Origin of the sequence: uncultured Fibrobacter sp. (assembly GCF_937877005.1) — a bacterium.
Taxonomy (GTDB): Bacteria; Fibrobacterota; Fibrobacteria; order Fibrobacterales; family Fibrobacteraceae; genus Fibrobacter.
In genome coordinates this window covers 1-24,960 of record NZ_CALEFV010000190.1, presented here as the reverse complement: position 1 = coordinate 24,960, position 24,960 = coordinate 1, and the positions used below count along the sequence as shown (strand labels likewise).

Sequence of the window (24,960 nt, the reverse complement as noted above, 5' to 3'; positions counted from 1 at the left end):
TGCTTTTTTTTGGGTATAAATCGTTTACTATTGTTACCAAGACAACAGATTTTCAGCAAAACGTGTTCTACATCACTTTTTCCCGTTAAACAGGCATCCCCAAACGCCGCTAGACACCCATTTTCGTTTTTTCTATATTTACGCCGCAATTAATCAGCCTGGAGAATAATTCGAAAAGGCATAAAAAAGAGACAAAATCATGGGAAAATCACTCTATCAGAAGATTTTTGAAAGCCACACGGTAGCTAAGCTCCCGAGCGGCCAGTGCCAGCTCTTTATCGGGCTCCACCTCTGCCACGAAGTCACGAGCCCGCAGGCTTTTGCGCAGCTCCGCGAAGAAGGCCAGAAGGTGCTGTTCCCGGAACGCACTTTCGCCACGGTGGACCACATTATCCCGACCACCTTCCCGGAACGTAACCGCCCGCTCAAGGACGGCATTTCCGAAGAGATGTTCTCCCACATTGAAAACAACACCAAGAACAACGGCATCAAGTTCTTTGGCCCCGCTACCGCCGAACAGGGCGTTATCCACATCGTGGGCCCCGAAGAAGGCGTGACCCAGCCGGGCATGACCGTTGCCTGCGGTGACTCCCACACGGCAACCCACGGTGCCTTCGGTGCTATCGCTTTCGGCATCGGCACAAGCCAGGTGGCAGACGTTCTCGCCACCCAGACGCTCGCCATGAGCCCGCTCAAGACTCGCCGCATCAAGTTCACCGGCAAGCTCAAGCCGGGCGTGACTGCCAAGGACGTGGCCCTCGCCTACATCGCTAAGCTCGGCGTGAATGGTGGCGTTGGCTACGCTTATGAATTTGCCGGTCCGGTCATCGAAGAAATGGGCATGGAAGGCCGTATGACGGTCTGCAACATGGCTATCGAAGGCGGCGCCCGCGTCGGTTACTGCAACCCCGACGAAAAGACTTTCGAATACCTCAAGGGCCGTCCGTACGCCCCGAAGGCCGACAAGTGGGACGAAGCCGTCGCTTACTGGAAGTCCGTGGCTACCGACGCCGACGCCCAGTTTGACGACGAAGTCGAAATCAACTGCGACAACCTCGAACCGATGGTTACCTGGGGTATCACTCCAGCTCAGGCCATCCCGCTGAACGGCAACATGCCGAAGATTGACGAATTCGAAGGCAGCGAAAAGAAGGTCATCTCCGAAGCCTACGAATACATGGGCTGGGAAGAAGGTTCCAAGATGATTGGCCGCCCCATCGACATCGCCTTCGTGGGTAGCTGCACCAACGGCCGCCTCAGCGACTTGCAGGCCGCCGCCGAAATCATCAAGGGCCACAAGGTCGCCCCGACCGTGAAGATGTGGGTCGTTCCGGGTTCCATGAAGATCAAGGTGGAAGCCGAAGCTCTCGGTCTCGACAAGATTTTCAAGGAAGCCGGTGCCGAATGGCGCGAAGCAGGCTGCTCGCTCTGCCTCGCCATGAACCCGGACAAGCTCAAGGGTCGCCAGGTGAGTGCCTCCTCCAGCAACCGTAACTTCAAGGGCCGTCAGGGCAGCCCCACGGGCCGCACCATCCTCATGAGCCCCGCCATGGTGGCCGCCGCCGCCATCGAAGGCTGTGTCACCGACGTCCGCAAGTACATCAAGCAACGCTAAGGAGATTTAAAAAATGAATTCTATCGACATTGTTAAAGGTTCCGGCGTTCCTGTACGCGGCAACGACATCGACACTGACCGTATCATCCCGGCACGCTTCCTCAAGTGCGTCACGTTCGAAGGCCTCGGCGACAACGCCTTTGCCGACGATATCGCAGGCCTCGCCGCTCAGGGCAAGGTCCACCCCTTCCGCGATCCGGCCTACAAGAACGGCTCCATTCTCGTCTCGAACCAGAACTTCGGTTGCGGCTCCAGCCGTGAACACGCTCCGCAGGCCCTGAAGCGCTGGGGCATCCGCGCCATCATCGCCGAAAGCTACTCCGAAATCTTCTTCGGTAACTGCGTGGCTATTGGCGTGCCCTGCTACAAGGTGAGCCACGAAGTTGCAGACAAGATCCTCGCCTGGATCGAAGCACACCCGAGCGAAGAACTCGTCACCAGCACCGAAAGCCGCACGCTCAAGATGGGAGACGAAACCATCGAGCTCACGCTTGCTGACGGCCCCCGCGGTCAGTTCCTCGACGGCTCCTGGCACGCACGTTCCGCCCTCATGGCCAACGCCGACAAGGTGCAGGAACTTGCAAGCAAGCTGCCGTATATGAACTTTTTGAAGTAAGAAGTAGACGGTAGGAAGTAGGCAGTGGTTGGTAAGGTCGCTGAGCCTGCCGAAGTGATCTTACGACGAAGTGTCATCCTGAGCGAAGGGCGCCAGCCCGAAGTCGAAGGATCCAGACCAGCATTACAAAGCGCCCGGTTTAAAAGCCGGGTGTTATTTTGTATGTTTATAGTGAAAAGCTTTTGCAGAATCCGTATAAATGAGAATCAAATTTATCACATCGATCATCATTACACTGATACTCATTGGGTGTGCCAGTAGTTACAATGAATCATCAAGCAAAGAGGGAACTATACCCCTATATCGGCAAAAAGAGCTTCAGGATATATACTGTTATATACAAGCCGGAGACTCAGTTTACATACTAAAATCAAATGATTCATCATCTTTTGCATATAAAAAGGATAAGAAAAACGAAAGCCGTCAAAGATGCCAAGGGTGGATTTCAAATACAATGCTAGATTCCGTGGTGTATACACCTATAGAACACCAAACAATTTACGAATAACCATGAACAAAGTCCAAATCACAGCGATTCGCCAAAGGCGAAGGCAATTTTTACGACGGCTGGATGAAGAATCCCATGAGCGCCATGATCAGTTGCAACGACGGATTTAGACCATTCAGCTTTTATATAGAAGTGATTTAAAGTTCCCACCAAGGGACAGCCCATACATCATCGGATAGTTTGTATGGAACGGGCGTATTGCTAGCGACAATTCCGGCAGCAATGTTTTCTTGCGGGAACGTTTCCCTAAATGAGGCAAAACCCTTGACATCTTTTTTTGTAGGATGCGTCGCGATTTTGAATTCCAGCGGATACAACTTTCCATTGTATTCCAAGACCAAGTCAACTTCAGCCCCCGCATAAGTTCTGTAATGGTAAAGCTGGGGCCTTGCACTCCAAGCATTAATCCGCTTGACAATTTCCATCACCACAAAACTTTCAAAAACATGACCGCATAACGGATGCGACATCAAAACATCGGGAGAATAAATTCCCTGCAACTGGCAAAGGAAACCCGTATCGACAAAATATCCCTTGCTCTTTCCTGAAATTCTCTTGACTGCATTGCGAGTGAACGGAGGAATCGAAATCCACTGATAGGTCGCTTCGCAAACATTTTTCCAACGAAGAGCCGTCGTCCTGTCAATTCCGAGATCACGCCCCAGTTCGCTTTCATTCACCTCTTGCGCTGAAAGGGCCGAAAGCAACCGCACAAAACGAGAGAACAGAGTAAGATTTGAAATTTCAGCAACGGTACGGACATCACGTTCAATGTAGGTACGCATATAACCCGTAAAATAATCGGGAATAAGTTCATCGGGCATTTCCAAAATGCCCGGCATTCCGCCGCGCCACATAAGTTTTGCTAATGCAGGAACAGAACCGTCACCGAAAGCGGAGAAATCATCCGAACCATCTTGCAGCCACGCTTCGAGCACACCGCGTTCAGACTTTTGGAACATTTCCTTATAGCAAAGTGGATAGAGATCGATCACGGCAATGCGCCCCGCCATCGATTCCGCCACTCCGCGAAGGACACTCAGGTTTTGCGAGCCACTCAAGTAAAACATGGACTTGCGCGAGCCTCTTGTATCGACAAACCTTTTCAGAGACGCAAGTACCTGAGGCACAAACTGCACTTCGTCCAAAAAACCAGGAACAGGCATCTGCTGCAAGAACAGATCAGGATCGGCCTTTGCCCCACGAACATCTTCGACAGGATCAAACGTGACCATAGATTGCGACGGGATAATTTCCTTGACAAGGGTCGTCTTGCCGACTTGCCTTGCTCCCGTTAGCAGGACGCAGGGAAAGTACTTGAAAACATTTTCGAGCCTATTTTGGATAAACCTGTGCAGCATACAGCCTCCATTTTCATGGAGAATATACACAAAATTCAAGCCAAAATCAAGTTTCGCCTGTAAAAATGCGGATTTAATCCACAAAAATAAAGGTAAAATTACAAATTACAACAAAATTTCCCGCTCAAGCAACCTTAAGCAGGGGCTTCTTTCGTTAATTTAGGGCGAATACAACTTCTATCTTATAGAAATCCTAGCCGCTTTTTGGTCACTTTCATTCACAAGACGAACAATATAGTTTCCTCGCTTCAGCCGACTCAAATCAAAATCCTTTGAGCCCACTATATATTCATCGAAGTTCGTTATCAACTGCCCCATCATGTCGAACACTTGAATATGGATGTCCGAAGGGGTCAGAGAAGTGACCGAAAGAACATTGCGGCCAAAGCCAAGTTTCAGTCCTCTAAACCATTCTCCCATCACAATCGTAGAAGTTTTACTCGACGAAGATTTCGGCAATACTCTGCTAGAACTAGACTTTGGCTGAACCTTGCTAGAACTACTGGAACTTACAGACTTTACACTGGAGCTAGATACTGGCGGTTCGCTCGAACTAGACACCTCTTCCGATTCAATGCAACCACTATACTGCGCTTCATAATAAGCGTCTTCCGTCACAACAGAAATTTCCGGCGACCATCCGATAAACTTACGGACGCAATCATACATTGCAGTATCTGGAATATTCGGCAATTCAATATCCGAAACAGGCGTATTATAATCATAGGCATCTTTCTCAGCACTGACGCGTCCCTTATACTTGAAAGAAACCCAGTATTTACGAACATAAGACGTATAGGACGCAACATATTCGGCATCGTCTGTCACCACAGATATCGAAGGAGTCCAGCCTTCAAATACAAATGTGTTCGCTGCAGTCGGTTCCTTGGTCGGGTATTCCCATTCATACGAAGGAAGCTGATTCAAGCTGAAAGTATTCTGATGCAAAAGAGTCCCATCGTCATTGCGCCAAGTAATCACAAATTCGGTCTTGGGTTTCTTGACATAGCTAGCCCTATAGATGACATCGCCGACAACATCTCCAATTTCAGGAGTCCAACCCGCGAAATCATACCCCTCTTTAACGGGAGCTTCAGGAACTTCTATTGCAGCAGAATCCGTTGCATAGTCATAAGATAACTTCGCCTTGAGTTCCTTTCCGTCTTCATCAACGAACAACACAGAATATTGCCTTAGAGTCGCCGTCCATGTCGCCACATATGTCGCATTCCCCGTCACATCTTGAATACCCTTCTTGCCATTCAGCACCCAACCAGCAAAGGAATAGGTATACGGAATAGACGGTTCCTTTGTCGGGCTTTCAGGCAACTCTATATCAGACGCCTTGGTACCATAGTCATAGGCTTTGGGTTCTTTCAACACTGTAGAATTATGGTTCTGCGAACCATCGTCATCGACAAAGGAGACTTCATACTGGCGCTTAATGGAATCAAACGCAACCGTATAGACCACGGAATTGCTTACCTCGGTAATTTCCTTGTCCCAGCCTTTCACGACATCGGTCTTGCCCTTCCAGACATAGTCGTATTCATCGGTAGAAGGCTTGGCAATTTTCCAGGAATCGTACGCATTTATCCGGTCCAAATTTTCTTTGAGATTTGCCCCAGAAAATTCCCAAGTTTCCCCGAGCACTGTGCCGTCATAGTTCTTGAATGTAATCTTGTAATCAAGGCGAGCTTTTAGGAACCCCGCCCCATTAACAAAGACATTCTTCACGTTCTTATGGATATAACTACGATTCCACAGCCACTCCTCCGTTTTTTTATGAGACCTTCCATTTTGCCAGCCCAAAAAACGCACATCGCCCGTTTTGGTAGCAAGGATAGATTCTTCCGTAGGAACGTTTTTATCATTTATTAAATAATAATAATAGAGATAATTGTTACGATACAGTTCGGTGCCGTCATCGTTCAAGAATACCACTTCATATTCGCGAGGAACTTTATCAAAAATGGCACAATAAACGGCGGCTCCGTCTACTTCCACAATTGGGACATCCCAGCCCTTCCATTTATAGGTATACACATCATCGGAATAATCTAATTTCGAGACATCGCCCCTAAATTCCGGCATTTCACCCACAGAAAGTTCATCCCTTTGCAAAATCGAATCTCCACGCATAAAATAGACCGTATATTTATCATCCGCAGTCTTGTAAGCAGCCACGAAAGTTGTCGGACCATTCAAGGTGTCACTTGATACACCCCAAGCATCAAAAGTATAAGTTTTGCCATCACGAGTCTTAGACGGAGCCTCAGGGAAACCTAAATCGTACAAAACGGCATCGATTGGGCTTCCAGAACCATAGAACCACACACTGTCGCAATTGCCGACATTACCGCCATTGTTTTGGTCCAAGTCATTATTAGAAGATGCCAAAACTGGGGGCGGTGGGTCAGGGACAGTGCCTGGTCGCGGTCCAACAAGGGATGACTCGTCGGGGGGATCTGGGAACCTAAAGCGAAGAGTCGCAACAAGCGAATCTTTATTAAAGGACAAAAGAGTTCCATCATCATCTACAAATCTTACCGGATAAAATGAACTGTACTTTGTCGCCAGCAGAATAAAGGGCTTCGGATGAAAAACAATCATATCTGCATTCATGGCATTATATGTAAGCTCGCATGTAGATGATGTATCTCCTTCGGCAGAAATAGTTACACATTCTTCTATTCCAAATTTTTTTTCGTTTGCACCCTCTCCAACGGGAAAATACTCTAGTAAGTGTAGTTGATCAACAAAGTTCTTCAATGGAGCACTTTCATCTACCCATAGCTCCCAAAAGTATTCGCCAATTTCAATCTTTACATAAACTTTATAGTGTACCGCCGTAAACTTCATGGGTTCAGAAACGACTTTCTCCTTACTATAGGAGGGGGACCAAGAAATATCCTTAGCTGCACCCCAAACCGAATCACTTAGCGCTAAGTTTTTATATGATGTTCCAGAATCAGCATATTCTTCAAAAATATCTCCGGCAATGTCATACTGAATCCTGTATCGGCAATGATAATTTGGCGTAAGGGTAATGTCGCGTTGAACATGATGCTTGTCTTTCGGTGAATATGAATCGCCCCAATCTGTAGTCCAATCGAGTGGTTCACAAATCTCCGTCGGCGGATTTCCGCGTACAGGAGTTTCCGGGAATTCATCCAGCAGGTCGTTATACTCGTATTCCTTGGAGGATATCACGCTACCATCGCTATCCTTGAAAGTGACCGTATATTTCCTTTTTTCGGTACAGGTAAAATTTGGGTCAAAGATACTACCATCATTTTCTGGAGAGGCTGGTTCCGGGCCGACGAACCAATGGACTGCTGCATCTCCAACATGTCTTGTTGTGCGCCAGGAACCGTCAAAAGTCCATTGGCTGCATGAATCATCAGCGCCATACGTGGGAATATCATCAGCGTCTCGCGTTGGAACGGGTCCGTCGTAAACAGGAATTTCTCCCGGTCCGACTTCCACCCATGACGATTCGTCACAGGATCCCCACTCATTTTGATGCTGGCAAAACTCAAAGGAATAAGTTCTCGGACTCTTTATAAATTTCGCATTATAAATAGTATCACCAGAAACACTCCATCCTCCAAAATCATATCGATATTCCGCATTGCTCATCGCCCATGCGATATCGCCAATCCTATCATAAATTTTATCCGAAGGATTTGGTTCTTCGCCTTCGGCATAGGTTGATTCGTCAAGCAGTTCGCCCCTCGCAAAGAACTTCACTGTGTAGGAAGGCTTTCTTAGGCACTTGACACTATTGAGTTCAAACGCGGGCATTTCTCCTCCTACAGAATCAAAGTCACTCCAGATAAATCGAGCCACATGGGCAAAAACGACCGAAGGTTCGGCATCGTTCCAAAAGCTACTGCGGTACACTAATTCATTCCTTATGCCTGAAGAGCCCAAAGTACCATGTATCAAACGACTACCATCCACTCCCTCTATAATAAAGGAATGCGACGGTCCAATATAATCGTATTGTATCGCATTGCATTGCGACAGGTCTACCGCAGCGTCTTTCGAAAGCTCTATCCCTACGCCAGTATCTCCGAGAGAAATTAAATTCTTTGTGTCGACAGGCCAAGATTCCCCAACAGCAATATCAATTACAGATGCCTTCAGAGGTATTTCTTTAAACTTCGCCGTATAAGTTGTTGGAGTCGTGACAGGAGCAAGTGGTTTATCCCAACCATCGAACTCATAAGCGTATTCTGCGGTAGACTTTTTTGTCGGTTTTTCAGGACATCCCAATGAATCAGGGTTAGGGGTTTCTCCTTTGCCATACCAGCCCGTACACAGCAGTTTTCCGTCGGCATCGTTGAATCGAATACGGTAATCATACCATGATGTATAGGTTGTATCCCCATCAACCCAAAAATAACTACTCTGTATAAAAAAATCACTCTCATCAGTAGAACGCCATCCAAGCCAAGTGTAATCGTCATCACCTCTAGGTTTCACAGAATAATGGAAAGTTCCACCATAAGGTGCGTGTCCTATTTCCAAGACGGAGCCGTCATCATCCAATAACGTCACTGTATAAAATCTGATATTTCTTTCAAATTCTGCCTTGTACGAAGTGCTTTCATACGCCTCATGAACACCTTCATACTTGTATCTGGCGTAATTGGCATCGTACCAATATTTAAAGGAATAATCGTAGTAGCGGTCTGATTCCTTGGTTGGAGTTTCACCTGTATATACGGGCAAATCACCTTCGGCGTATTCACCAGTCTGCACGGTATCGCCACCAATTTCGAAGGAAATCGTGTACATAGGAGTCGCACCGGATGTGTCAGCAAAAGCTGCGGTAGCAAACGCCAATAGAACCGCTACTCTCGTTAGAATATGCTCAAACATGCACCCCTCCCCATTGCAAAATTCGGGCTTAAACCGTTTCGCCAAATTTAGACGATTGGAATACGACATACATATTTAAGTATATACTAAATTACCGAACAAATGTAAAAAAAAATATCCAAAACTACAAAAAATGACTCAGCTCAACAATTTGCCTGTAAAAATATGGATTAAATCCATAAAAATATAGGCGAAACAAACATTTCACCCTTAAAATACACTTTACAACTCACCAGAACAAATTCTTGTAACTCGTTCCGAGGGCGTTTGCGAGCCTGTGGGCCATCTTGCGGCCAATCGGTTCCCTCCCCCGCTCCATGGCAGATATCTGCTGTTTGGTTATACCAACCTTATCCGCAAGCTGCTGCTGAGTGTAGCCAAAAGTCGTGCGAAGCAACTTCAAGCTTTCGGCAGGCGTAGTTTCCGCCTTGATTTGTTTTGAAAGGTCCGTCTCACCCCACTCAACATACTCTTCGTCTCCATTCACGACATCTTCCACATTCGGGAATGCAGACCTGATATAAAGCAGAAGGTGTTCAGGAATGTTCGTTCCTTCAAACGTAAACATCGTTCCACTCACATCCTTACTTGTAAGGCGCATTTTCACGGCTTCCAACATAAGTGACCTCCAATTCAATTCCTTCAATTGTTTCAATCCAACACGCCACCCAATGGTAAGAAAGATGGCAATGATACATATTCGTATCAGTGAGTTTTTTGTAGTTCGGCCAATTTGGCAGAACCGGTCCTTTTTCTTTCAAGTCCTCCACAAGTTTGTCAAAAAGAATCCTTTCTCTCTTTGGCATAATTGCGACAGCCTTCACAATTTTCTTCTTTAAAATGACTCTTCTCATAATTTATATTATTTCTTTACTCCTGTCAAGATTTTTTCTTTACTTTCTATTTGAGCCATCAATCCCACGGTCATGCAACATTTTGCGGACGGCACGATTATTGTCCACATATTCCTTTTCAATTTTTTTTTGCTTGACCAGCCTTTTCACCCGCGTATTATGCAGCGTCATTTCATTTGCCAGATCTTCAGCCTTGGCAAAAACTGTCGAAAAAATTTCTTTAGACTTCATATAGCCTCCATTGTTATGGTCGCATTTGCGACTGGTTGTTTTTTAGAGGCGTTCTTTCTCTTTGGGCGGAAAAGTCCAAATAAAAACGCACTAAGCCGAGAGCAGCGGAAATAAGTTCACTTATTTCCATTGCCGAGGCCAATGCGTTAGCGCTACAAGCGAAAAAGAACGCACCTCGCCTTTCCTTAGACGAGATGCGTTCGGGGATGCAGTAATTGTACCTAAGTTTTAATTATTTGGCAAGGGGCGTGCAAAAATTTTACATTGTGTTATCTGTCGCAGACCACAAATAATCAAGTTCAACAGCGAGTTCTAAAAAACTACATTTCAACCCATGCTCCCCTCACCTATCGACAACATTCTCGTAGAAAAGGCGAAGCGCCAAATGCACTTGCGCAATGGCGAGTACATCGTCAAGACGTACAGGATTTCGTTGGGCAAGAATCCTGTGGGAGCGAAAGTCAAGTCCGGTGACAACAAGACACCCGAAGGCGAATACACCATCGTGCTTCACAACCCCAAAAGCAAGTTCCATTTATCGCTCCGAATTTCGTACCCGAACGCGGAGCAAATCGAGGCCGCAAAAGAAGGCAATTACGAGCCCGGCGGCAACATCATGATTCACGGCTACCCGAACAAGGTTCCCGCATTCCTCTTTAAATTCTGGCACAAGTGGAAGGACTGGACCGCCGGCTGCATCGCCGTCACCAACGACGAAATCGAAGAAATCTACGAAGCCGTCAAAGACGGAACTCCGATAACCATCGTTCCCTAAGTTTTTAGCCGCGATACCTGGTTTTATACCCGTGATTTTCCTTGGGCCGCAAGTCGTTGGGGTACATCACATCGGTGTAGATGTCTTCTTGCAGTTTTTTCACGAGCTTGTACACTTCGGCGTAATCGGCGATGCTGTCGATGGAAATGCCCGCGTTGGCAGAAGTCCTGCGACCGTTCAACGTCGCAGGATTGGACTGTGCCGAGGTCGTTATAATATCTCCCACGCCAAACCACTGATCAAAAATGCCGCGGTGCAAGTCCACATGCGAAAGTTCCGCGAAGGGTTTTGACTTGTATGTTCTTGCGAAAATTCCGCCGGATGTATAGATTCCCTTGTCCGTAACGACATAGGCCTTGTTGCGGTAGTGCTTAAACGAGAGTAAAGCACCACCCAAATAAATCCAGACGGGCAGCAGGTGAAGTGCCATGAAGGGAACAATAAACAAGGCCGTTTCGTTCGCCTTGTCCGAAGAAAAGGCGGCTCCGATAAAGAACAGGTCGATAAGTCCCCAAACAATTGCAAACGGGAGCAGCGGATTGAAAATGCATTCAAAGATGAAGCACCTCTTGTCGGGCTTTCCGGCATAGAGAATTTTCTCGTCCTTCCCTATCAAAAGCGTCAAATCACTGTCCATAAGAACATCCCTTCGACTCATTTCCAATTTAAACATTCATTCTTTAATCAATATATGTTATTTTTTATTGGGCAACTCATAAAAGGATGAAATACATGAAAAAAATTCTTTTTACCACACTTTCCGCAGCAGTTTTTTCTTTTTTTGGCTGCAGTGACGACGCCTCGTCTAGTGCAGAACCACAACCGGAATCTTCGTCTCAAATAGAATCGTCCTCTTCCTCCCAGGAAGACCCCTCCTCCAGCGAATCAATCATCAAAACGGGTCCCACGATCAAGGACAAGGGCAACATGAAGTCCATTAAGGATTACCCTGTCGCAGAATACAAGAACATTCTCACAGACGGAGATTCGGGATTTGCCGCAGCATACTGGGATGCATGTTCTCCCAATTGCACTGATCCAGAATTACTAAAGAGATTCGGTACAGATCCCTACAAGGATTCCTACGGAGCTCCTAGGACCTGTAGCGTACACAGCTACGAAATTCCTGCCTATACATTATCCAAGGACGGAATTACCGGAGTATACGCAGCCGCAATAAACGCCTGTGATTCCAAGAATCCATCCCAGGGAGCATTCACATGTACAGACATGGCTCCCATCGCCGTAAACGATACACTTGCCTACGGATTCGCCGCCGCATACTCTCAAAAGGAACTCCTGTGTGGCAAATGCCTCCATATCCAGTTCACTGGAGATGCCAAATACACCGAATCTCAAGCAACAAAGAGCATCAAGGGAAAACACATGATCGTCATGATCCTGGCGCAGGGTTCCGACGGTTACAATACCCAAGTTGACCTCATGATTCCTGGAAGCGGCATGGGAATACATTCCGAAGTTCTCCCTCAGATGGTTCCAAACAACAATACCGAATGGGGCGACGCTTACGGTGGATTCACCACGGAATGTTATAACTCCCTGGGATTCGAGAACGCACAAATAATCCAGGAATGCATTCGCGAAAAATGCCAGATTGCCTTCGATGGCGAGGACAACCTGCTTGCCGGCTGCCTTTGGTCTGCAAACTGGTTCAACGGAGCAAATATGCCCATGCATAGGATAGAGGAGGTCGAGTGCCCACAATACCTGGTTGACAAGTACAAGTCAACTATCAACACTGAAATAGACAACAATTTCAAATATCAGGAAGACTGGTCCATTTATAAGCCGGGTGACTTCGTCGAAGCCATCGAGTAGTTCCTCAAATGTTTTAACTATTTTTGTACAATGGAAAAAGACGCAAAAAAAATCGGCATTAAAATTTCAGTTATCATGGCTTTTCTGATGAGCCTAACCCTTTCCCTCATTGGAAATATGCTCGCAGACCGCCCAGCCGAAATGCCCATGGCACCCATCGTCATCGGCTTTCTGGAAAGTTTCGTACTCAGTTTCGTCGTCAGCCTAATTATCGGATTCCTAGTGCCAGTACCGAAGGTCAATGCCGCTCTCGGACGCAAGTTCCATCTGCAGCCGCGAACCCCGAAGACAAGTTTCATCCTTTCGCTAGCAACGAACCTCATCTACACTCCGTTTCTCACGACGGTTCTCGTTACCTTCGCCTATTTCGCACTGATTCCTGCCGGTCACAAGCCTCCATTCTTGCCGATGCTCATCAGTTCACAAATCATCTGCTTTGTCGCAGCACAAATTCTAATCATGGTTTTCGTGCCAATCATATTGAAATTCGTATTACCACCAAAACAAGACTATTAAAAAACGGCGGCCTCACGAGGCCACCGTTTTTTTATTAGTTTCAATCGACTAGCCGAGACGCTTATTCACTTCATCCCAATTGACAATACTCCACAACGCCTTAAGATAATCCGGGCGGCGGTTACGGTAGTCGATGTAGTAGGCGTGTTCCCAGACATCAAACGTAAGGAGGGGCTTCAGACCCTTGGTCAGCGGATTCTGCGCATTGCCTTCCTGAGTGATCACCAGCTTGCCGCTTGCATCGGCAGAGAGCCAAACCCAGCCCGAACCGAACAGACCGGCACCCTTCGCCTGGAATTCTTCCTGGAATTTTTCAAACGAGCCAAAATCGCGTGCAATCGCTTCGGCAATCATCCCTGCCGGAGCATTATTTGCCTTGGGGGCAGCAAACTGCAGAAAGTACATAGAATGGTTCAGGAACTGTCCAGCATTGTTAAAGACACCCCCTTCGGCAGTCTTCACAATTTCTTCGAGGGACTTGCCTTCAAAGGCGCTGCCCGGAAGAGCCGCATTCAAATTGTTAAGATAGGTCTGCAAATGCTTTCCGTAGTGGAATTCAATGGTTTCCGCACTCAGGGCTGGGGCAAGTTCAGAAGCCGCATACGGGAGAGCAGGCATTTCAAATTTTCCATTAATAGGATTGGTCATGGGAACCTCTTTGTTAGTCGCCTTAGCGATGGTTACCTTTTCAATATACAAAAGATTTATTACGGAACGGCACCTATTTTACCATATAAATGGTCAAAGACTTGCTGAATTCAAATCCTACGATTAAAAGCGCCTGTCCTGCAAGTGGGCTTTTATCCGCAGGAATGAACAAAATGCCCTCGGGTCCCCGATCTAGCGGATCAATCAAGAAGTCGACGAGGACTGGCGCATCTAAATTCGTCATATCGAAGACAGCAATACCTGCAGTCCGCTCTAGCCCAACAAAGACATAACGCCTATGGTTGACTATTCCAACTGTCAGATTTTCAGGTTCACATCCCTTATCCGGGCTACGGCTATCCATTTTCACCTTACCCTTCTTGGAATTCCAGTTAAAATAATCGGGAGCAAGCCGCGCTACCATACGCTCGAACAATTCGCCGGAATCCCACAGAAGCTTTCCGTCGCTACCGTCAAACAAACTCACGGAACGGCTACCGAAAGAGTAAGCATAAGGGCACTTTCCATTGGGCGTCTTATCAGGGGACCTCGTGCAATGTTCCATACCGCTAACAGTCATGTTCGACAGTTCTTTCAGCAAGGCATCCCTAAACACATAGCGATCCAGGACTTCCTGCTGAGCAAGCATCACCGGAGTCGTTTCATCCGTCCAAGCCTTGTAATCATTGACAGGAGCGCCCTCATTCGCCGTCAGCACATAGTTCTTGCCTCCTAACGAGAACGACGCTATGCCATCGGGCTGACGCAAACCACGTAATGGATAATTCACTATGCGAATTTCCTTGTCGCTAACCGCATCCAATCCAAAACCCGGCTTAGAGTGATCCACATACCCTAATGGAAACACGCGAGACACCCTTTTCGCTTGAACATCCAGCTTGGCAATAGCATTGTTTTCCTGCAGGCTCACCCACGCCGTCCGCGAATCTTCGGAGATGGTGATGTACTCCGGCTCCAGCGACCTCACAAAGCCTTGTGTTCCAGGAGCACGAACGCCAGCAGCCTTCAATGATGCCGTATCCAGATTATCAAAACGAACGACATTCAGTTCAGGATTAACCCACGATTCCGCACTCGATGCATCGGGCACGGAAAGAATTGCAATTCCCCCTTCAGGGTCCTCTACAAAATCATCGCTTGGCGACCCTTCGCAGGCCACCAGCAAATTACGGCCATCAGGAGTCCATTTAATCATATCCGGCTGGCTACATACCCTAAACAATCCAAGGACCTCAAGACTGTCCGTGTAGCGCATCACCTGCACCTGGCCATCCTTCCAAGCTTCGTCATCAATCAGGCTTACCGCAACCAAGTCTCCATGTACACTCACACTAGAAGCGTTCCCCGGAACCCGAACCTCGGCCACTTTTTTCGGAAACGCCGGATTTTTCAGATCGACGATTTCTAGGACTTTCTCCCCGCCAACGACAAACACCAGATTCTTTTCTGGCATAAAATCGGATATTTCAGCCGTAGCCATCGGCAAGGAAGACATTTTCTCGAGAACGCGTCCGGACTGGAACGGTCCTGCAGGAACTGCATTCTTTTTTGCAAAACAAAAGCCCGCGCACAGAAGCAGGCTTACAAAAACAGGGTATCTTTTTTTCATAAGCACCTAGGAATCACTTCATGATTAACCACATGATCAAGAGACCAACACCAATACCACCGAAAAAAGAAGACGAAGTCATCATGGCTGCAGCCTGACGATCATTCTTTTCCTTTTCCTTATTTTTCTCGTTAATCTGAATGGTTGTACTCAACATCTGGGCACATGTTTCGTTATTCGCCTTGACTGTATTGTAGCTCTTTTCCCAGTTTTCGCTTTTTGCCTTCTCAGAGTCAATCACGGCACGCAGTGAGTCCTTTTCAACGGTACAAGCATTTCCCTGCACCTGCATGAGACTATCGCGCGTCGAGAGTTCCTGTTTAAGTTCGGACTCCACCGAAGGTGCAACCGGTTCAGATGCTGCGGGGACGGTTTCTTCGGCAAATGCGGCCGTAAGGCACAACAATAGGGAAAAAGAAATTACTTTAACAAGATAGATCATGACGTAAATATACAAAATTCAAAAATTTATCGAGGAAACTCGATTCGTTTTTTCCAACGGCCATCGACTCCCTTCACATAATAGACTCCAGGATTCAATGTTTCGGAGGCACTGACACGAGAGCCGTCTAGGCGCCTGATTTCGCGGACATCTGCCGATTCGCGCAGAGACTTCAGCAAACCGCCAGCGAGAGTTGTTTCTTCCTCCTCAGAAGAACTGGATCCCATGCTGGATGACGACTTGTTCGACTCATAGCCGCAAGAAAGACGCGGATCATCGTCGCAATCCTCTGACGCAGAAGAAGTAGGCTGCGCGCTTGAAGAGGACTGAATTTTGTTTGCATCAGACAGTACTGCATGTATCAGCTGATACTGCACCTTGGCAATAGAATCAGGAACATTCAGCGAATCAATCGAGCGATTCAGGGCCGATGCGGAATCCAACGCCAGTGAAGTCGCATAGTGATTTCTAACGCTTATCGAAATTCCACCATCCGTCCCCTTTATGGTATCTAGCTCCGTATACATGGCAATAGAGTACCACCACTCGAAATTGAACTCGAAAGTTCTTGAGACCATCAGTTCATCACTGGTATACGAATCCTCTTCAGGAAGGGAGCCCTTTCTCAACGCCAGGACATTGTAGGAGTTCGACGCATTGAAGTCAGGAAATTCATAGATGTTGACATCCATGATACAGGTAGCGTAATCATTATTTTCATCGTTTTCAATCCAGGTCTTGGATCTAGAATCCCAATTAGCGAACTTGAACAAGTTATTCTTTGTTTCGCTACAGCCCGCCGTAATAGACAGAGGAAGATTCTTTTTAAACTGATCTCGCAGCGGATTAAGTTTGGTATAATCGTCGCTATAGTCCATCACCTTGCCGGAATCCTTGTGAGCAAGATCCTTCGAGCCGGACCATGAAATCGCTTCAAGCTTGCTAAGCCGCAGTTCCACCTTGGAAGGATCCTTAAAAGGTAGGGAATCGCATATATTACGGATATAGGTTCCTTCATCGGCAAACGAAACAGCTATCGCCGCAAGAACTAAAACCCCAATTTTTCCAGTCATTCTGCGTTCCTCCCTATTAATCCCTCACTTCAAGGATACGTTTCCAACCATCTTCTGGAATCTGCGCACCCATGACCTGCACAACCTCATTAGAGACAACACTGCCGAGGTTACCGGCACGTTCCATGTCCCAGCCGTTCATATAACCATATAGGAATCCCGATGCCCACAGATCACCTGCACCGGTCGTATCGATAGCCTTTGCGGGTCCAGCCTGCACATGCGTCACTTTGCCATCCTTCGCAATCAGGGCGCCGCGCTTGCCGATTTTAACAACAGCGACCTTCGCCTTCTTTGCAAGGACTTCAAGAGCGGCCTCTTCCTTGACGCCGGCATAGGCATAGGCTTCATCTTCATTCGCAATAATGATATCAATCATCTTGTTTTCGAAAAGTTCATCGAACAACTTGCGGCAGGCATCTACAACACCGAAACTGCTAAAATCAAGAGCCGTTTCAACTCCTAGACTACGGGCAAGCGTAAATGACTTTTTGAAACAATCGCCATTAAAGGCTCGATACCCTTCGGCATACAGCAAGCCAACACCATCGTAGAGGGCTGGCACAAAGTCATCACTCGCAAGGAAATCGGATGCACCGAGGTAAGTCCACATGGAACGCTGAGCATCGGGAGTCACCGCCGAAAACACACAGCCCGTCGCGGCATCCGAAACGCCCATTTTCGATTCTACGCCATTATTTTTTAGATGTTCCTGAAAAAGCTTTCCGAGTTCATCGTCACCGATCTTCGAGATAAAGGCAGCCTTGCCTCCCAGGCGAGAAAGTCCCACCATGGTATTGCAGGTAGAACCACCTGGAACGCGTAGCGGATTCTGAAGGGCACCAAGGAACTTTTCCATCTGCGGCCAGTCCACCATGTTCATGCCACCCTTCTGCACGCCTTGCGCAGCAATCCAGGCATCATCTACGTTTGCCAAAATGTCTACTAGGGCAGCCCCCATACCAAGGACTTTTTTCATTACATTCCTCCTCTGCGGTGACGCAATTTTTCGCTCGCACGCAACAAAAACTGACGTTCTGATTCATTCAACGAATTAATTCCTTCGCTATTGACTTTCTTAAGAATTTCATCCATGCGCTTATTTTCGTCAACATAGAAAACTTCGCCTTCAAGCGGACGATCATCCCCACGATTATCGTTGCGAGATTCGCTTTCTTCACGACCGCCCGTGTGCACCGTAAACTTTGGCCCACGCATTTTTGCAAAGGCCTTGCCCAAGTTTCCAAAACCGCGTTCATAAAAGTGCATGTAAAGAAAACCTCCCACGACGCCGCCCAAATGGGCAAAATGCGCCACGCCATCGCTTGAATGCGCCATGAACACATCAACCGCCACCATAAACCACATGGCATACTTTATCCGCATCGGGAAAAAGAAGAACATCAGCAGCATTCGATTCGGGAAGAACTTGTAGTACGCCACAAAGATTCCCATCAACGCACCGGAGGCACCGATAATCGGAGCATTCGTCATGCCAAGCCAGAACATCACGAGACTAAAAATCGCCGCAAAAATTCCACAGAAGAAGTACATTCCGGCAAAATGCTTCGTACCCATCATATCGGCAACTTCGCTACCGAACATCCAAAGCATGAGCATATTAAAAAGAAAATGCCAGAAATCTACATGAACAAACATGTACGTAACGAAACGCCACACCTGTTCAGGAGCAAAAGGCCAGAATGCGCCAAAGTATGCCACATATTCACGAATGCTGCCGGCTCCCACACCGGGCAAGTTCAGTTGTAGGCCAAGTATACCCCCAATAAAGGCGATTCCAAAAACGACTGCATTGCTAATCAGCAGCATTCGCAAAACTTTAGGAAGATATCTAAAAGGTCTCATATGGAGTAAATAGAGGTTAGTGATTTGTGGTTAGTAAAGGAATGACTTCGGCGGGTACATATTTAGCGAGAATATCTTTTCCGTCGACATCTTTAGCACCAACTTTCAATAGTTCTCGCACAACGGTGCTAGAGATGCACAGATGCTCGGGAAGACTCGACAAGAAAACCGTTTCGCATTCAGGATAAAGATTCCTATTGTTCCACGCCACGGTCTGTTCGTACTCCAGGTCGGCGCTTCCACGGATTCCACGTACCAAGTACTTCGCTCCAACGCGTTTCATGAAGTTCACCGTGAGGCCTTCGAACATTTCCACTTTCACGTTCGAAAGCCCCCCAACTGTTCTTTTCGCGATTTCAATTCTTTCCAATTCCGGGAACAAGTACTTTTTAGAAGCATTTACCGCCAAGAGCACATACAGTTCGTCAAACAGCGCAGAAGCGCGCTTTACGATATCGAGGTGACCAAGAGTGAACGGATCGAACGACCCTGCGAAAACGGCGATTTTCTTCATAATTACAATTTAGAAAAGTAGGAAGTTAGAAGTTGGAAGTTGGAAGTTTTTATTCAAGAAAAACTGTCTACTTCCTACCGTCTACTGTCTACTTCCTGTAAATCACCAGCGAAGATTCTCCGTAACGGCGGACTTGTACCTTTCCCGCCTCGTCGGCTTCCTTTACCCACGCAGGCAGGTTGCGACTCGGAGCCTCGAATACGGCAATGCCTCCCGGATTCAACCATTCCCAATAAGGTCGTAAATCCGGATAGTCCATATCTTTGAACGGAGGATCTGCATATATCAAATCGAAACCTTCACTTGCACATAAAGATTCCCTATCGAGAGTCAAGGCGTTCTTTTCTAACAAAGTAATTTTCGATTCAAGGGACAAGGCCTTGTATGCCTGCAGAACAAGTCTCGCCTGGGCATGAGCCATCTCAACCGCCACGACACTAGCTGCTCCGCGACTCAACGCCTCGATTCCCATGATGCCCGTTCCTGCAAACAGGTCCAGCACACGGAAATTTTCGACACCCTGTAATATGTTGAATAGAGCTTCTCGTGTGCGAGAAGCTGTGGGTCTAGTCTTAGAAGTATCGGGAGAAGGAACATTCCTTCCCCGCATGAGTCCGCCGGTAATGCGAATAGGCATAAAGCCTTACTTGATTACAAACATTTCGAAATTCATTTCCGTGAACAGGTCTCGCTTGGCTTGCGACATCTGCATGCTGCGCAGGCCCATACGGGACGGCGAGGACGCATAAGCGATAACGAACGCCTGCAAATCACTGAAATCGGCCGAAGTAGTTACCTTGTACGAATAGCGCTTGTAAACGCCATAGTCTTCGACAACAGGCTTATCCATGCCGCCGAGGCGGACCTTACTTGCCGTCGCAAAAGTCTTGATATTTTTGACTTCCTCAGCCACTTCGGATGACGGCACAAAGGTGCTTACGGCACCAAGGTTCACGTTGTTCACGTTAAACTTACCAAAAGCGGTAATATCTGTGGCCGGGGCGTTCTCTGGCAGAGGTGGAGTTCTGAAATCAGAACTGACGGACTTGATTCTTTCGAGGAAGGACTTCTGGGAAGTCGGCTTGGTCGCCACGCCACGAACATAGTAGAAGTTCGGAGCCTGGTAGACGCAATCGGAGAAACCGACATCATCCGGAGTGGCCGTGTTCAGGAACGAAATGAACTGACCGAAAGAGGCCTTCTGGTAAGAGATCTTTTCGAGGGGCAGGAATGTCGCGTAATCCGTCCTCTTGTTGTTGAAAAGCACCTGAGGATTGATTTCACTGACGACCTGCTTAACCGTCACAGCCTCGCGCATACGCAGAGCGGCTTCAGCCGCAGCAGCCTGAGCCTCGAGCGAACCACCAGCGGAGGTCCGTTGTCCAGATCCAACGGCAAGGTCCGTACGGCTCGGGTCCACCGCACCGATAAGTGACAGATAAGGTGCCGGCAGCAAGCCCTGCAACGGAGCAGGAACACCGGCAACACTCAAGAAGCAGCTGAAAGCAACTACAACGAACAATGCTGCGAGAGCCGCAGTCAAAGCTTTCTTTCGAGATTTCTTCTGAAGATCCGCAACACTCGTCACATGGACAGGAGCCACGTTTTCGGCCGCAGTCAAGCGTTCAGCGGCATCAATCAGGTTCAAATGAATCATACACCCTCCATCACGTTCAGGGCAGCACCGATTGCGCCGGCACAAGTCAACACGGCGGCAGCATCATCCGCTTCCGTCGGCAGTCTCAAGTTAGAGAACGAATCCATCGGAGTCAACTGACAATCCGAGAGTTTCTGACGCAGGTTTTCAACGAACATCAGGTCTCCGGCCATTTCGCCGCAAAGGTGAATTTCCTTGGTCACGATAGCCGCATTTTCCTGTTGAGCCAGCTGAACCTGCTCCGCAATACCATCCGCAAGAATTTGGTAGGCTTCTTCCTTGGTCTTGTTGACCAAGGGTAGCGTCGAGACGCAGCGCAAAGCCTGAAGATTGTCCTTCGTGAGCCAAAGCATGGTAACACCCGCATAGTCCGCCTTGACAATACAGGTCAATTCGGAATCATTTTCGGCATATCCCATCAAGTTCATCAGGGATATCACATCCACGTCCATTGCCTTCGGAGCGAGCATCTTGCTACGGAAGCCCTTACGCAAATTGTCGACCCACTGGGAACGAACCGCAATAAGGATAACCGTAAAACCGAGAGCTTCCTCTCCACTCAGGATCTGATAGTCAATGATATATTCGCTTGCTTCCGCATTCGTAATGAGAGAGACATACCAGTTCAGGTACTCATCAATGTTTTTGCAAGCCTCGGGCGGAACGAATATTTGACGCACAATGGACCGAAATGCGGGGATAGCCACCGAAACGGCTTCGATATTATCGATCTGGCAGAAATCCAACCAGCCCTGAAGGACCGTCTCGAAAGCATAAACATCATCGAGAGGACTCGTTTCCGTTTCCAAAACAGCCGTCTTCAGGACGCGCTTTTCAGCAGCATCCAAAAGGGCCACTTTCAGGGAAGCGTCAGCCGCTTCGATACCCATGTAAATCTTCGTATCACTCATATTATCAACGACTTATGAAAAAAACTACACCCTAAAACTAATCAAAAATCACCCCCGAAAGGAGGCTTTCCAATTTTTTCTTACCGATTCCAGGCACTTTTTGAAGATCCGAAGGGGTTCTATACGGTCCGGAAGCCTCCCTAACCGCGATAATCTTCTCTGCAAGCTTCGGACCGACACCCTTCAGGGCGCAAAGTTCGTCTACCGAGGCCGAATTCACATGAATCGGCAGTTTTGGGGCTACCCTAGATTTAGAAACACGATCCTTTTTCAGATTTCGATTGTCATAAAGGGAGTCAACAGAGGTTACTTTATCTACAAACGACCGCTTGTCGTCAGCATATTCCAAATTGGAGCGTTCTCCCGACAATTCATCTTGTTTTTCGACAGGAACGATGACCGAATCCCCCACCTGAAAAGATTCAATCGAGGGCAGTCCCCAAGGAAGAATGCGGACAACAAACCCCACCGCGAGGAGAATCACCGCCATGTATATCAGCTTCTTTTCGGGAGCGTTCACTGGGAACCTCATTTTTTCAAGGAAAGAATTCTTTCTACCGTAGCAAGATCGGAAGGGACATCCACAGAAACGGACGGATACGGGCTTCGTACCATACGGATCGGACGACGATCAATAATCCGCAACTGTTCCAAGGAAAGCTCCCGTTCCCGCTCACTCTGCGGCAAAGAGGAAAATTCTTCGCGACATTTCCTGGAATAGGCATAAATGCCCTGATGCTGGAACCAGCATGCTGCATCCTCCGGTGAAATTTCACGTACAAAATCTATAGCATAGTCGTCCTTGAGCATCACCTTCACGACCGTATTGACCATCGCCTCGGAGGGATTCAACGGACAAGCGACACTCACCCACTCGTCCGGATGCTGTTCAAGAGTCTGCGCCACTTCAGCCAGGAGTGCAGGTTCCACCAGGGGTTCGTCCCCCTGCAAGTTAACGACCAAGTCAAGGTCGAGTGCCCTTGCTGCGAAGGAGACTCGGTCAGAACCTGTCGACGCCGGGCCCGTCAGAAGAAACTCGAAACCTGCATTAGAAACGACTTCTGCAATTTCTTCAGAATCGGTCGCGCAAATGACTCGATCGAAACATTCCGCAAGGAGGGCCCGTTCCAAAGTACGCACAACCATTTCCTTGCCAAGAATTCTGGCAAGGGGTTTCCTAGGAAATCGAGACGAGCCAATACGGGCCGGAACAATACAATGAACCGCCATAAGAGAAAACAACCGATAAAAGGAGCTACTTAGCCGCCAATAACCTTAGGAATGGCAAAGTGGTCATTTTCGACCGCCGGAGCATTCATGAAGGCTTGTTCAAGCGAGAAGCCCTGAACCGTGACATCTTCGCGAAGAATCGTAGCACCGTTTTCGACAGCGGTCATCGGCTCCACGTCGGAAAGATTCAAAGCCTTGAGTGCCTCAAGGTGATTGAGCATCTTGTCCAGGTGACCCTTCACGGATTCGATATCTTCTTCGGCAACTTCGAGCCTAGAAAGCTTCGCAAGTTTCAAAACTTCTTCACGTTCGAGCATAAAACCTCTTTTCTTACGCTAACAAGATAGCAAAAAAAAATGAGCAGAAAGCAACAGAATGTTGCAAAAAAGTCATCCTAGCCCACTATTTGCAGCGCAGCATATTTCAGGACAATCGTGCGAACCACATTGTCATTACCAAAGCGAACATCGACTCGTGCATTGTCCCCCGTTCCATAGCACTTGGTGATGACCCCGACTCCATATTTCGTATGGCGCACACGTACGCCCGGATGGAACGGATTTTCGCTGAATTCATCGTAGACGACACGTGGGCCCGAGGGTTCCGCAGGGGCTACAGGGGCAGCGACCTTGATCGGATTGCGGTAAACAATACGCTTGTCGTTCTTCTTCACGGAATTTGGAATAGAAGGACGACTAAAGCCGTGCGAACCGAAGTTGTTCGGACGAGAAGAACTTCCACCAAAGCCTCCCGATGACCTGCGCGGGAAACTGGGCGGAATGTTCGGGCGCGGCGGACGGGAGAACTGCTGTCCGGAGAAATCCTGGTTAAAGTCGTCGCTACCAAAACCGTCGCCAAAATCCGTACACGGTCTAAAGTCAACAACGGACGGATCCAATTCCTTGAGAAAACGTGACGGAGCGAAGGGACGAATGTTTCCCTGGAAGAAGCGGCGTTCTGCATGGTACAGGAAAAGCTGCTTTTCGGCGCGGGTACAGCCCACATAGAACAGGCGGCGTTCTTCTTCCATCTGTTCGTTCATCTCTGTGCCGGACATCATCGTGGACATACGAATAAGCGGAAAAATTTCTTCGTCGCAGCCGGCAATATGCACCGTGTTGAACTCAAGGCCCTTCGCCATGTGGATTGTCATGAGCGTCACCTGGCCCTTGGAATTATCCACCTTCTTGTCTGCATCGGTAAGGAGCGAAATATCCTGAAGGAAGGCGTCGAGAGTCGCCCCCGGATGTTCTTCATCGAATTCGCGAATGGCGTTCACCATTTCGTCCAAGTTGCCGATGCGTTCGTCGGCGGTAATCTCATCTTCCTTGCGCAGAAATTCCTTGTACCCCACATCGTTGATGATTTTTTCGGCCAAAATCGGAAGCGGTGTTTCGCCTGCGGCAAGCAACGATTTCCAATTGAGAACGAGCTCGGTAAAGCCCTTGAGCTTGGGAGCGGCGCGTCCACCGCTATTCGCTTCGGCAAGCAGGTTTTCCCAGAAGGTTCCTTCGCCATTGCGTTCCTTCTCAAGGATATTCTCAACAGTCGTCTTACCGATGGCGCGAGGCGGAGTGTTTATCACGCGCAGATAGGCGGCATCGTCACGCTCGTTAGCGAGCAGGCGCAAGTATGCAAGTACGTCCTTGATTTCTTTGCGGTCCCAGAATCGCATGCCGCCAAAAATGACCGACGGTATACGGCGGTCATTCAGCGCCTTTTCCAAGGCGCGGGACTGCGCGTTGGTGCGGTAGAATACAGCAGTCTTGGCATAAAAATCCTCG

Annotated in this window: 25 protein-coding genes and 1 pseudogene; 6 read left to right on the top strand and 20 right to left on the bottom strand. The window is 48.0% G+C overall.

The genetic code is table 11. The annotated features are described in order from the left end of the window. Nucleotides 1–199 precede the first annotated feature (199 nt). From leuC to Q0628_RS15730, 3 genes and pseudogenes are all read left to right on the top strand, one after another. The gene (gene leuC, locus Q0628_RS08885; RefSeq protein WP_298770227.1) at nt 200–1,615 is read left to right on the top strand and encodes a 3-isopropylmalate dehydratase large subunit; all 1,416 of its coding nucleotides are present in this window, start codon (nt 200–202) and stop codon (nt 1,613–1,615) included. Between the two features lie 13 nt (nt 1,616–1,628). After that, entirely contained in the window at nt 1,629–2,231 is a 603-nt protein-coding gene (locus Q0628_RS08880; protein ID WP_072810665.1) for a 3-isopropylmalate dehydratase small subunit 2, read from the top strand. A gap of 538 nt (nt 2,232–2,769) precedes the next feature. Beyond that, nucleotides 2,770–2,880 (top strand): annotated as a pseudogene (locus Q0628_RS15730) (TIGR04076 family protein); the annotation flags it as partial. On the opposite strand, the gene Q0628_RS08875 reads toward Q0628_RS15730, so the two are convergent. From Q0628_RS08875 to Q0628_RS08855, 5 genes are all read right to left on the bottom strand, one after another. Next, complete coding sequence (locus Q0628_RS08875; protein ID WP_298770225.1) at nt 2,877–4,100, bottom strand: ATP-binding protein; 1,224 nt, start codon at nt 4,098–4,100, stop codon at nt 2,877–2,879. The pseudogene Q0628_RS15730 and the gene Q0628_RS08875 overlap by 4 nt on opposite strands. Before the next feature lie 177 nt (nt 4,101–4,277). Beyond that, complete coding sequence (locus Q0628_RS08870) at nt 4,278–8,990, bottom strand: T9SS type A sorting domain-containing protein (RefSeq protein WP_298770223.1); 4,713 nt, start codon at nt 8,988–8,990, stop codon at nt 4,278–4,280. Between the two features lie 229 nt (nt 8,991–9,219). Next, nucleotides 9,220–9,609, bottom strand: coding sequence for a helix-turn-helix transcriptional regulator (locus Q0628_RS08865; RefSeq protein WP_298770221.1), 390 nt, complete (start codon nt 9,607–9,609; stop codon nt 9,220–9,222). Beyond that, entirely contained in the window at nt 9,575–9,844 is a 270-nt protein-coding gene (locus Q0628_RS08860; RefSeq protein ID WP_298770219.1) for a hypothetical protein, read from the bottom strand. Before Q0628_RS08860 ends, Q0628_RS08865 begins: the two co-directional genes overlap by 35 nt. Nucleotides 9,845–9,883: 39 nt before the next feature. Continuing rightward, the gene (locus Q0628_RS08855) at nt 9,884–10,075 is read right to left on the bottom strand and encodes a hypothetical protein (RefSeq protein WP_298770217.1); all 192 of its coding nucleotides are present in this window, start codon (nt 10,073–10,075) and stop codon (nt 9,884–9,886) included. A 334-nt stretch (nt 10,076–10,409) separates the two neighbouring features. Here Q0628_RS08855 and Q0628_RS08850 point away from each other — a divergent pair, with 334 nt between their 5' ends. Beyond that, complete coding sequence (locus Q0628_RS08850) at nt 10,410–10,850, top strand: L,D-transpeptidase family protein (protein ID WP_298770215.1); 441 nt, start codon at nt 10,410–10,412, stop codon at nt 10,848–10,850. 4 nt (nt 10,851–10,854) lie between these two features. Here Q0628_RS08850 and Q0628_RS08845 read toward each other — a convergent pair whose 3' ends face one another. Beyond that, nucleotides 10,855–11,487, bottom strand: a complete 633-nt coding sequence (locus tag Q0628_RS08845) for a PH domain-containing protein (RefSeq protein WP_298770213.1) — start codon at nt 11,485–11,487, stop codon at nt 10,855–10,857. A 95-nt stretch (nt 11,488–11,582) separates the two neighbouring features. On the opposite strand from Q0628_RS08845, the gene Q0628_RS08840 reads away from it, so the two are divergent. Further along, nucleotides 11,583–12,689: a glycosyl hydrolase family 5 gene (locus tag Q0628_RS08840; protein WP_298770211.1), complete on the top strand. Its 1,107-nt coding sequence runs from the start codon at nt 11,583–11,585 to the stop codon at nt 12,687–12,689. A gap of 75 nt (nt 12,690–12,764) precedes the next feature. Continuing rightward, nucleotides 12,765–13,205 carry a hypothetical protein gene (locus Q0628_RS08835; protein WP_298770209.1) on the top strand — a complete coding sequence of 147 codons (441 nt, stop codon included), beginning with the start codon at nt 12,765–12,767 and terminating at the stop codon, nt 13,203–13,205. Nucleotides 13,206–13,253: 48 nt separating this feature from the next. On the opposite strand, the gene Q0628_RS08830 is transcribed toward Q0628_RS08835, so the two are convergent. From Q0628_RS08830 to Q0628_RS08765, 14 genes are all read right to left on the bottom strand, one after another. Continuing rightward, nucleotides 13,254–13,853, bottom strand: a complete 600-nt coding sequence (locus Q0628_RS08830) for a superoxide dismutase (protein ID WP_298770207.1) — start codon at nt 13,851–13,853, stop codon at nt 13,254–13,256. A gap of 73 nt (nt 13,854–13,926) precedes the next feature. Then, entirely contained in the window at nt 13,927–15,483 is a 1,557-nt protein-coding gene (locus Q0628_RS08825) for a choice-of-anchor I family protein (RefSeq protein WP_298770204.1), read from the bottom strand. A 13-nt stretch (nt 15,484–15,496) separates the two neighbouring features. After that, nucleotides 15,497–15,925, bottom strand: a complete 429-nt coding sequence (locus Q0628_RS08820; RefSeq protein ID WP_298770202.1) for a hypothetical protein — start codon at nt 15,923–15,925, stop codon at nt 15,497–15,499. A gap of 26 nt (nt 15,926–15,951) precedes the next feature. Further along, a complete protein-coding gene (locus tag Q0628_RS08815) occupies nt 15,952–16,998 on the bottom strand; it encodes a hypothetical protein (protein WP_298770201.1) in 1,047 nt (348 codons plus the stop codon). Nucleotides 16,999–17,014: 16 nt separating this feature from the next. After that, the gene (locus Q0628_RS08810) at nt 17,015–17,977 is read right to left on the bottom strand and encodes an adenosine kinase (RefSeq protein ID WP_298770199.1); all 963 of its coding nucleotides are present in this window, start codon (nt 17,975–17,977) and stop codon (nt 17,015–17,017) included. Continuing rightward, entirely contained in the window at nt 17,977–18,828 is an 852-nt protein-coding gene (locus Q0628_RS08805; RefSeq protein WP_298770197.1) for a rhomboid family intramembrane serine protease, read from the bottom strand. The genes Q0628_RS08810 and Q0628_RS08805 overlap by 1 nt, the downstream gene beginning before the upstream one ends. A gap of 52 nt (nt 18,829–18,880) precedes the next feature. Next, nucleotides 18,881–19,378, bottom strand: coding sequence for a pantetheine-phosphate adenylyltransferase (gene coaD / locus Q0628_RS08800; RefSeq protein WP_298770195.1), 498 nt, complete (start codon nt 19,376–19,378; stop codon nt 18,881–18,883). A gap of 88 nt (nt 19,379–19,466) precedes the next feature. Continuing rightward, the gene (gene rsmD / locus Q0628_RS08795; RefSeq protein WP_298770193.1) at nt 19,467–20,015 is read right to left on the bottom strand and encodes a 16S rRNA (guanine(966)-N(2))-methyltransferase RsmD; all 549 of its coding nucleotides are present in this window, start codon (nt 20,013–20,015) and stop codon (nt 19,467–19,469) included. A gap of 6 nt (nt 20,016–20,021) precedes the next feature. Next, on the bottom strand, nt 20,022–21,035 hold the full coding sequence (locus Q0628_RS08790) for a hypothetical protein (protein WP_298770191.1): 1,014 nt from the start codon (nt 21,033–21,035) through the stop codon (nt 20,022–20,024). Next, nucleotides 21,032–21,946, bottom strand: coding sequence for a hypothetical protein (locus Q0628_RS08785; RefSeq protein WP_298770189.1), 915 nt, complete (start codon nt 21,944–21,946; stop codon nt 21,032–21,034). The genes Q0628_RS08790 and Q0628_RS08785 overlap by 4 nt, the downstream gene beginning before the upstream one ends. A 37-nt stretch (nt 21,947–21,983) precedes the next feature. After that, nucleotides 21,984–22,466: a helix-hairpin-helix domain-containing protein gene (locus Q0628_RS08780; protein WP_298770187.1), complete on the bottom strand. Its 483-nt coding sequence runs from the start codon at nt 22,464–22,466 to the stop codon at nt 21,984–21,986. Between the two features lie 8 nt (nt 22,467–22,474). Beyond that, entirely contained in the window at nt 22,475–23,176 is a 702-nt protein-coding gene (locus Q0628_RS08775) for an NTP transferase domain-containing protein (RefSeq protein WP_298770185.1), read from the bottom strand. A gap of 29 nt (nt 23,177–23,205) precedes the next feature. After that, nucleotides 23,206–23,493: an Asp-tRNA(Asn)/Glu-tRNA(Gln) amidotransferase subunit GatC gene (gatC, locus tag Q0628_RS08770; RefSeq protein WP_298770183.1), complete on the bottom strand. Its 288-nt coding sequence runs from the start codon at nt 23,491–23,493 to the stop codon at nt 23,206–23,208. Nucleotides 23,494–23,570: 77 nt separating this feature from the next. Continuing rightward, on the bottom strand, nt 23,571–24,960 hold a 1,390-nt coding region (locus tag Q0628_RS08765; RefSeq protein WP_298770181.1), incomplete at its 5' end, for a 3'-5' exonuclease.

Excerpts from the sequence above, each read along its gene's own strand:
- leuC (WP_298770227.1), top strand. The coding sequence starts at position 200 with ATGGGAAAATCACTCTATCAGAAGATTTTTGAAAGCCACACGGTAGCT.
- Q0628_RS08880 (WP_072810665.1), top strand. The coding sequence starts at position 1,629 with ATGAATTCTATCGACATTGTTAAAGGTTCCGGCGTTCCTGTACGCGGC.
- Q0628_RS08875 (WP_298770225.1), bottom strand. The coding sequence starts at position 4,100 with ATGCTGCACAGGTTTATCCAAAATAGGCTCGAAAATGTTTTCAAGTAC.
- Q0628_RS08870 (WP_298770223.1), bottom strand. The coding sequence starts at position 8,990 with ATGTTTGAGCATATTCTAACGAGAGTAGCGGTTCTATTGGCGTTTGCT.
- Q0628_RS08865 (WP_298770221.1), bottom strand. The coding sequence starts at position 9,609 with ATGTTGGAAGCCGTGAAAATGCGCCTTACAAGTAAGGATGTGAGTGGA.
- Q0628_RS08860 (WP_298770219.1), bottom strand. The coding sequence starts at position 9,844 with ATGAGAAGAGTCATTTTAAAGAAGAAAATTGTGAAGGCTGTCGCAATT.
- Q0628_RS08855 (WP_298770217.1), bottom strand. The coding sequence starts at position 10,075 with ATGAAGTCTAAAGAAATTTTTTCGACAGTTTTTGCCAAGGCTGAAGAT.
- Q0628_RS08850 (WP_298770215.1), top strand. The coding sequence starts at position 10,410 with ATGCTCCCCTCACCTATCGACAACATTCTCGTAGAAAAGGCGAAGCGC.
- Q0628_RS08845 (WP_298770213.1), bottom strand. The coding sequence starts at position 11,487 with ATGGACAGTGATTTGACGCTTTTGATAGGGAAGGACGAGAAAATTCTC.
- Q0628_RS08840 (WP_298770211.1), top strand. The coding sequence starts at position 11,583 with ATGAAAAAAATTCTTTTTACCACACTTTCCGCAGCAGTTTTTTCTTTT.
- Q0628_RS08835 (WP_298770209.1), top strand. The coding sequence starts at position 12,765 with ATGGCTTTTCTGATGAGCCTAACCCTTTCCCTCATTGGAAATATGCTC.
- Q0628_RS08830 (WP_298770207.1), bottom strand. The coding sequence starts at position 13,853 with ATGACCAATCCTATTAATGGAAAATTTGAAATGCCTGCTCTCCCGTAT.
- Q0628_RS08825 (WP_298770204.1), bottom strand. The coding sequence starts at position 15,483 with ATGAAAAAAAGATACCCTGTTTTTGTAAGCCTGCTTCTGTGCGCGGGC.
- Q0628_RS08820 (WP_298770202.1), bottom strand. The coding sequence starts at position 15,925 with ATGATCTATCTTGTTAAAGTAATTTCTTTTTCCCTATTGTTGTGCCTT.
- Q0628_RS08815 (WP_298770201.1), bottom strand. The coding sequence starts at position 16,998 with ATGACTGGAAAAATTGGGGTTTTAGTTCTTGCGGCGATAGCTGTTTCG.
- Q0628_RS08810 (WP_298770199.1), bottom strand. The coding sequence starts at position 17,977 with ATGAAAAAAGTCCTTGGTATGGGGGCTGCCCTAGTAGACATTTTGGCA.
- Q0628_RS08805 (WP_298770197.1), bottom strand. The coding sequence starts at position 18,828 with ATGCTGCTGATTAGCAATGCAGTCGTTTTTGGAATCGCCTTTATTGGG.
- coaD (WP_298770195.1), bottom strand. The coding sequence starts at position 19,378 with ATGAAGAAAATCGCCGTTTTCGCAGGGTCGTTCGATCCGTTCACTCTT.
- rsmD (WP_298770193.1), bottom strand. The coding sequence starts at position 20,015 with ATGCCTATTCGCATTACCGGCGGACTCATGCGGGGAAGGAATGTTCCT.
- Q0628_RS08790 (WP_298770191.1), bottom strand. The coding sequence starts at position 21,035 with ATGATTCATTTGAACCTGATTGATGCCGCTGAACGCTTGACTGCGGCC.
- Q0628_RS08785 (WP_298770189.1), bottom strand. The coding sequence starts at position 21,946 with ATGAGTGATACGAAGATTTACATGGGTATCGAAGCGGCTGACGCTTCC.
- Q0628_RS08775 (WP_298770185.1), bottom strand. The coding sequence starts at position 23,176 with ATGGCGGTTCATTGTATTGTTCCGGCCCGTATTGGCTCGTCTCGATTT.
- gatC (WP_298770183.1), bottom strand. The coding sequence starts at position 23,493 with ATGCTCGAACGTGAAGAAGTTTTGAAACTTGCGAAGCTTTCTAGGCTC.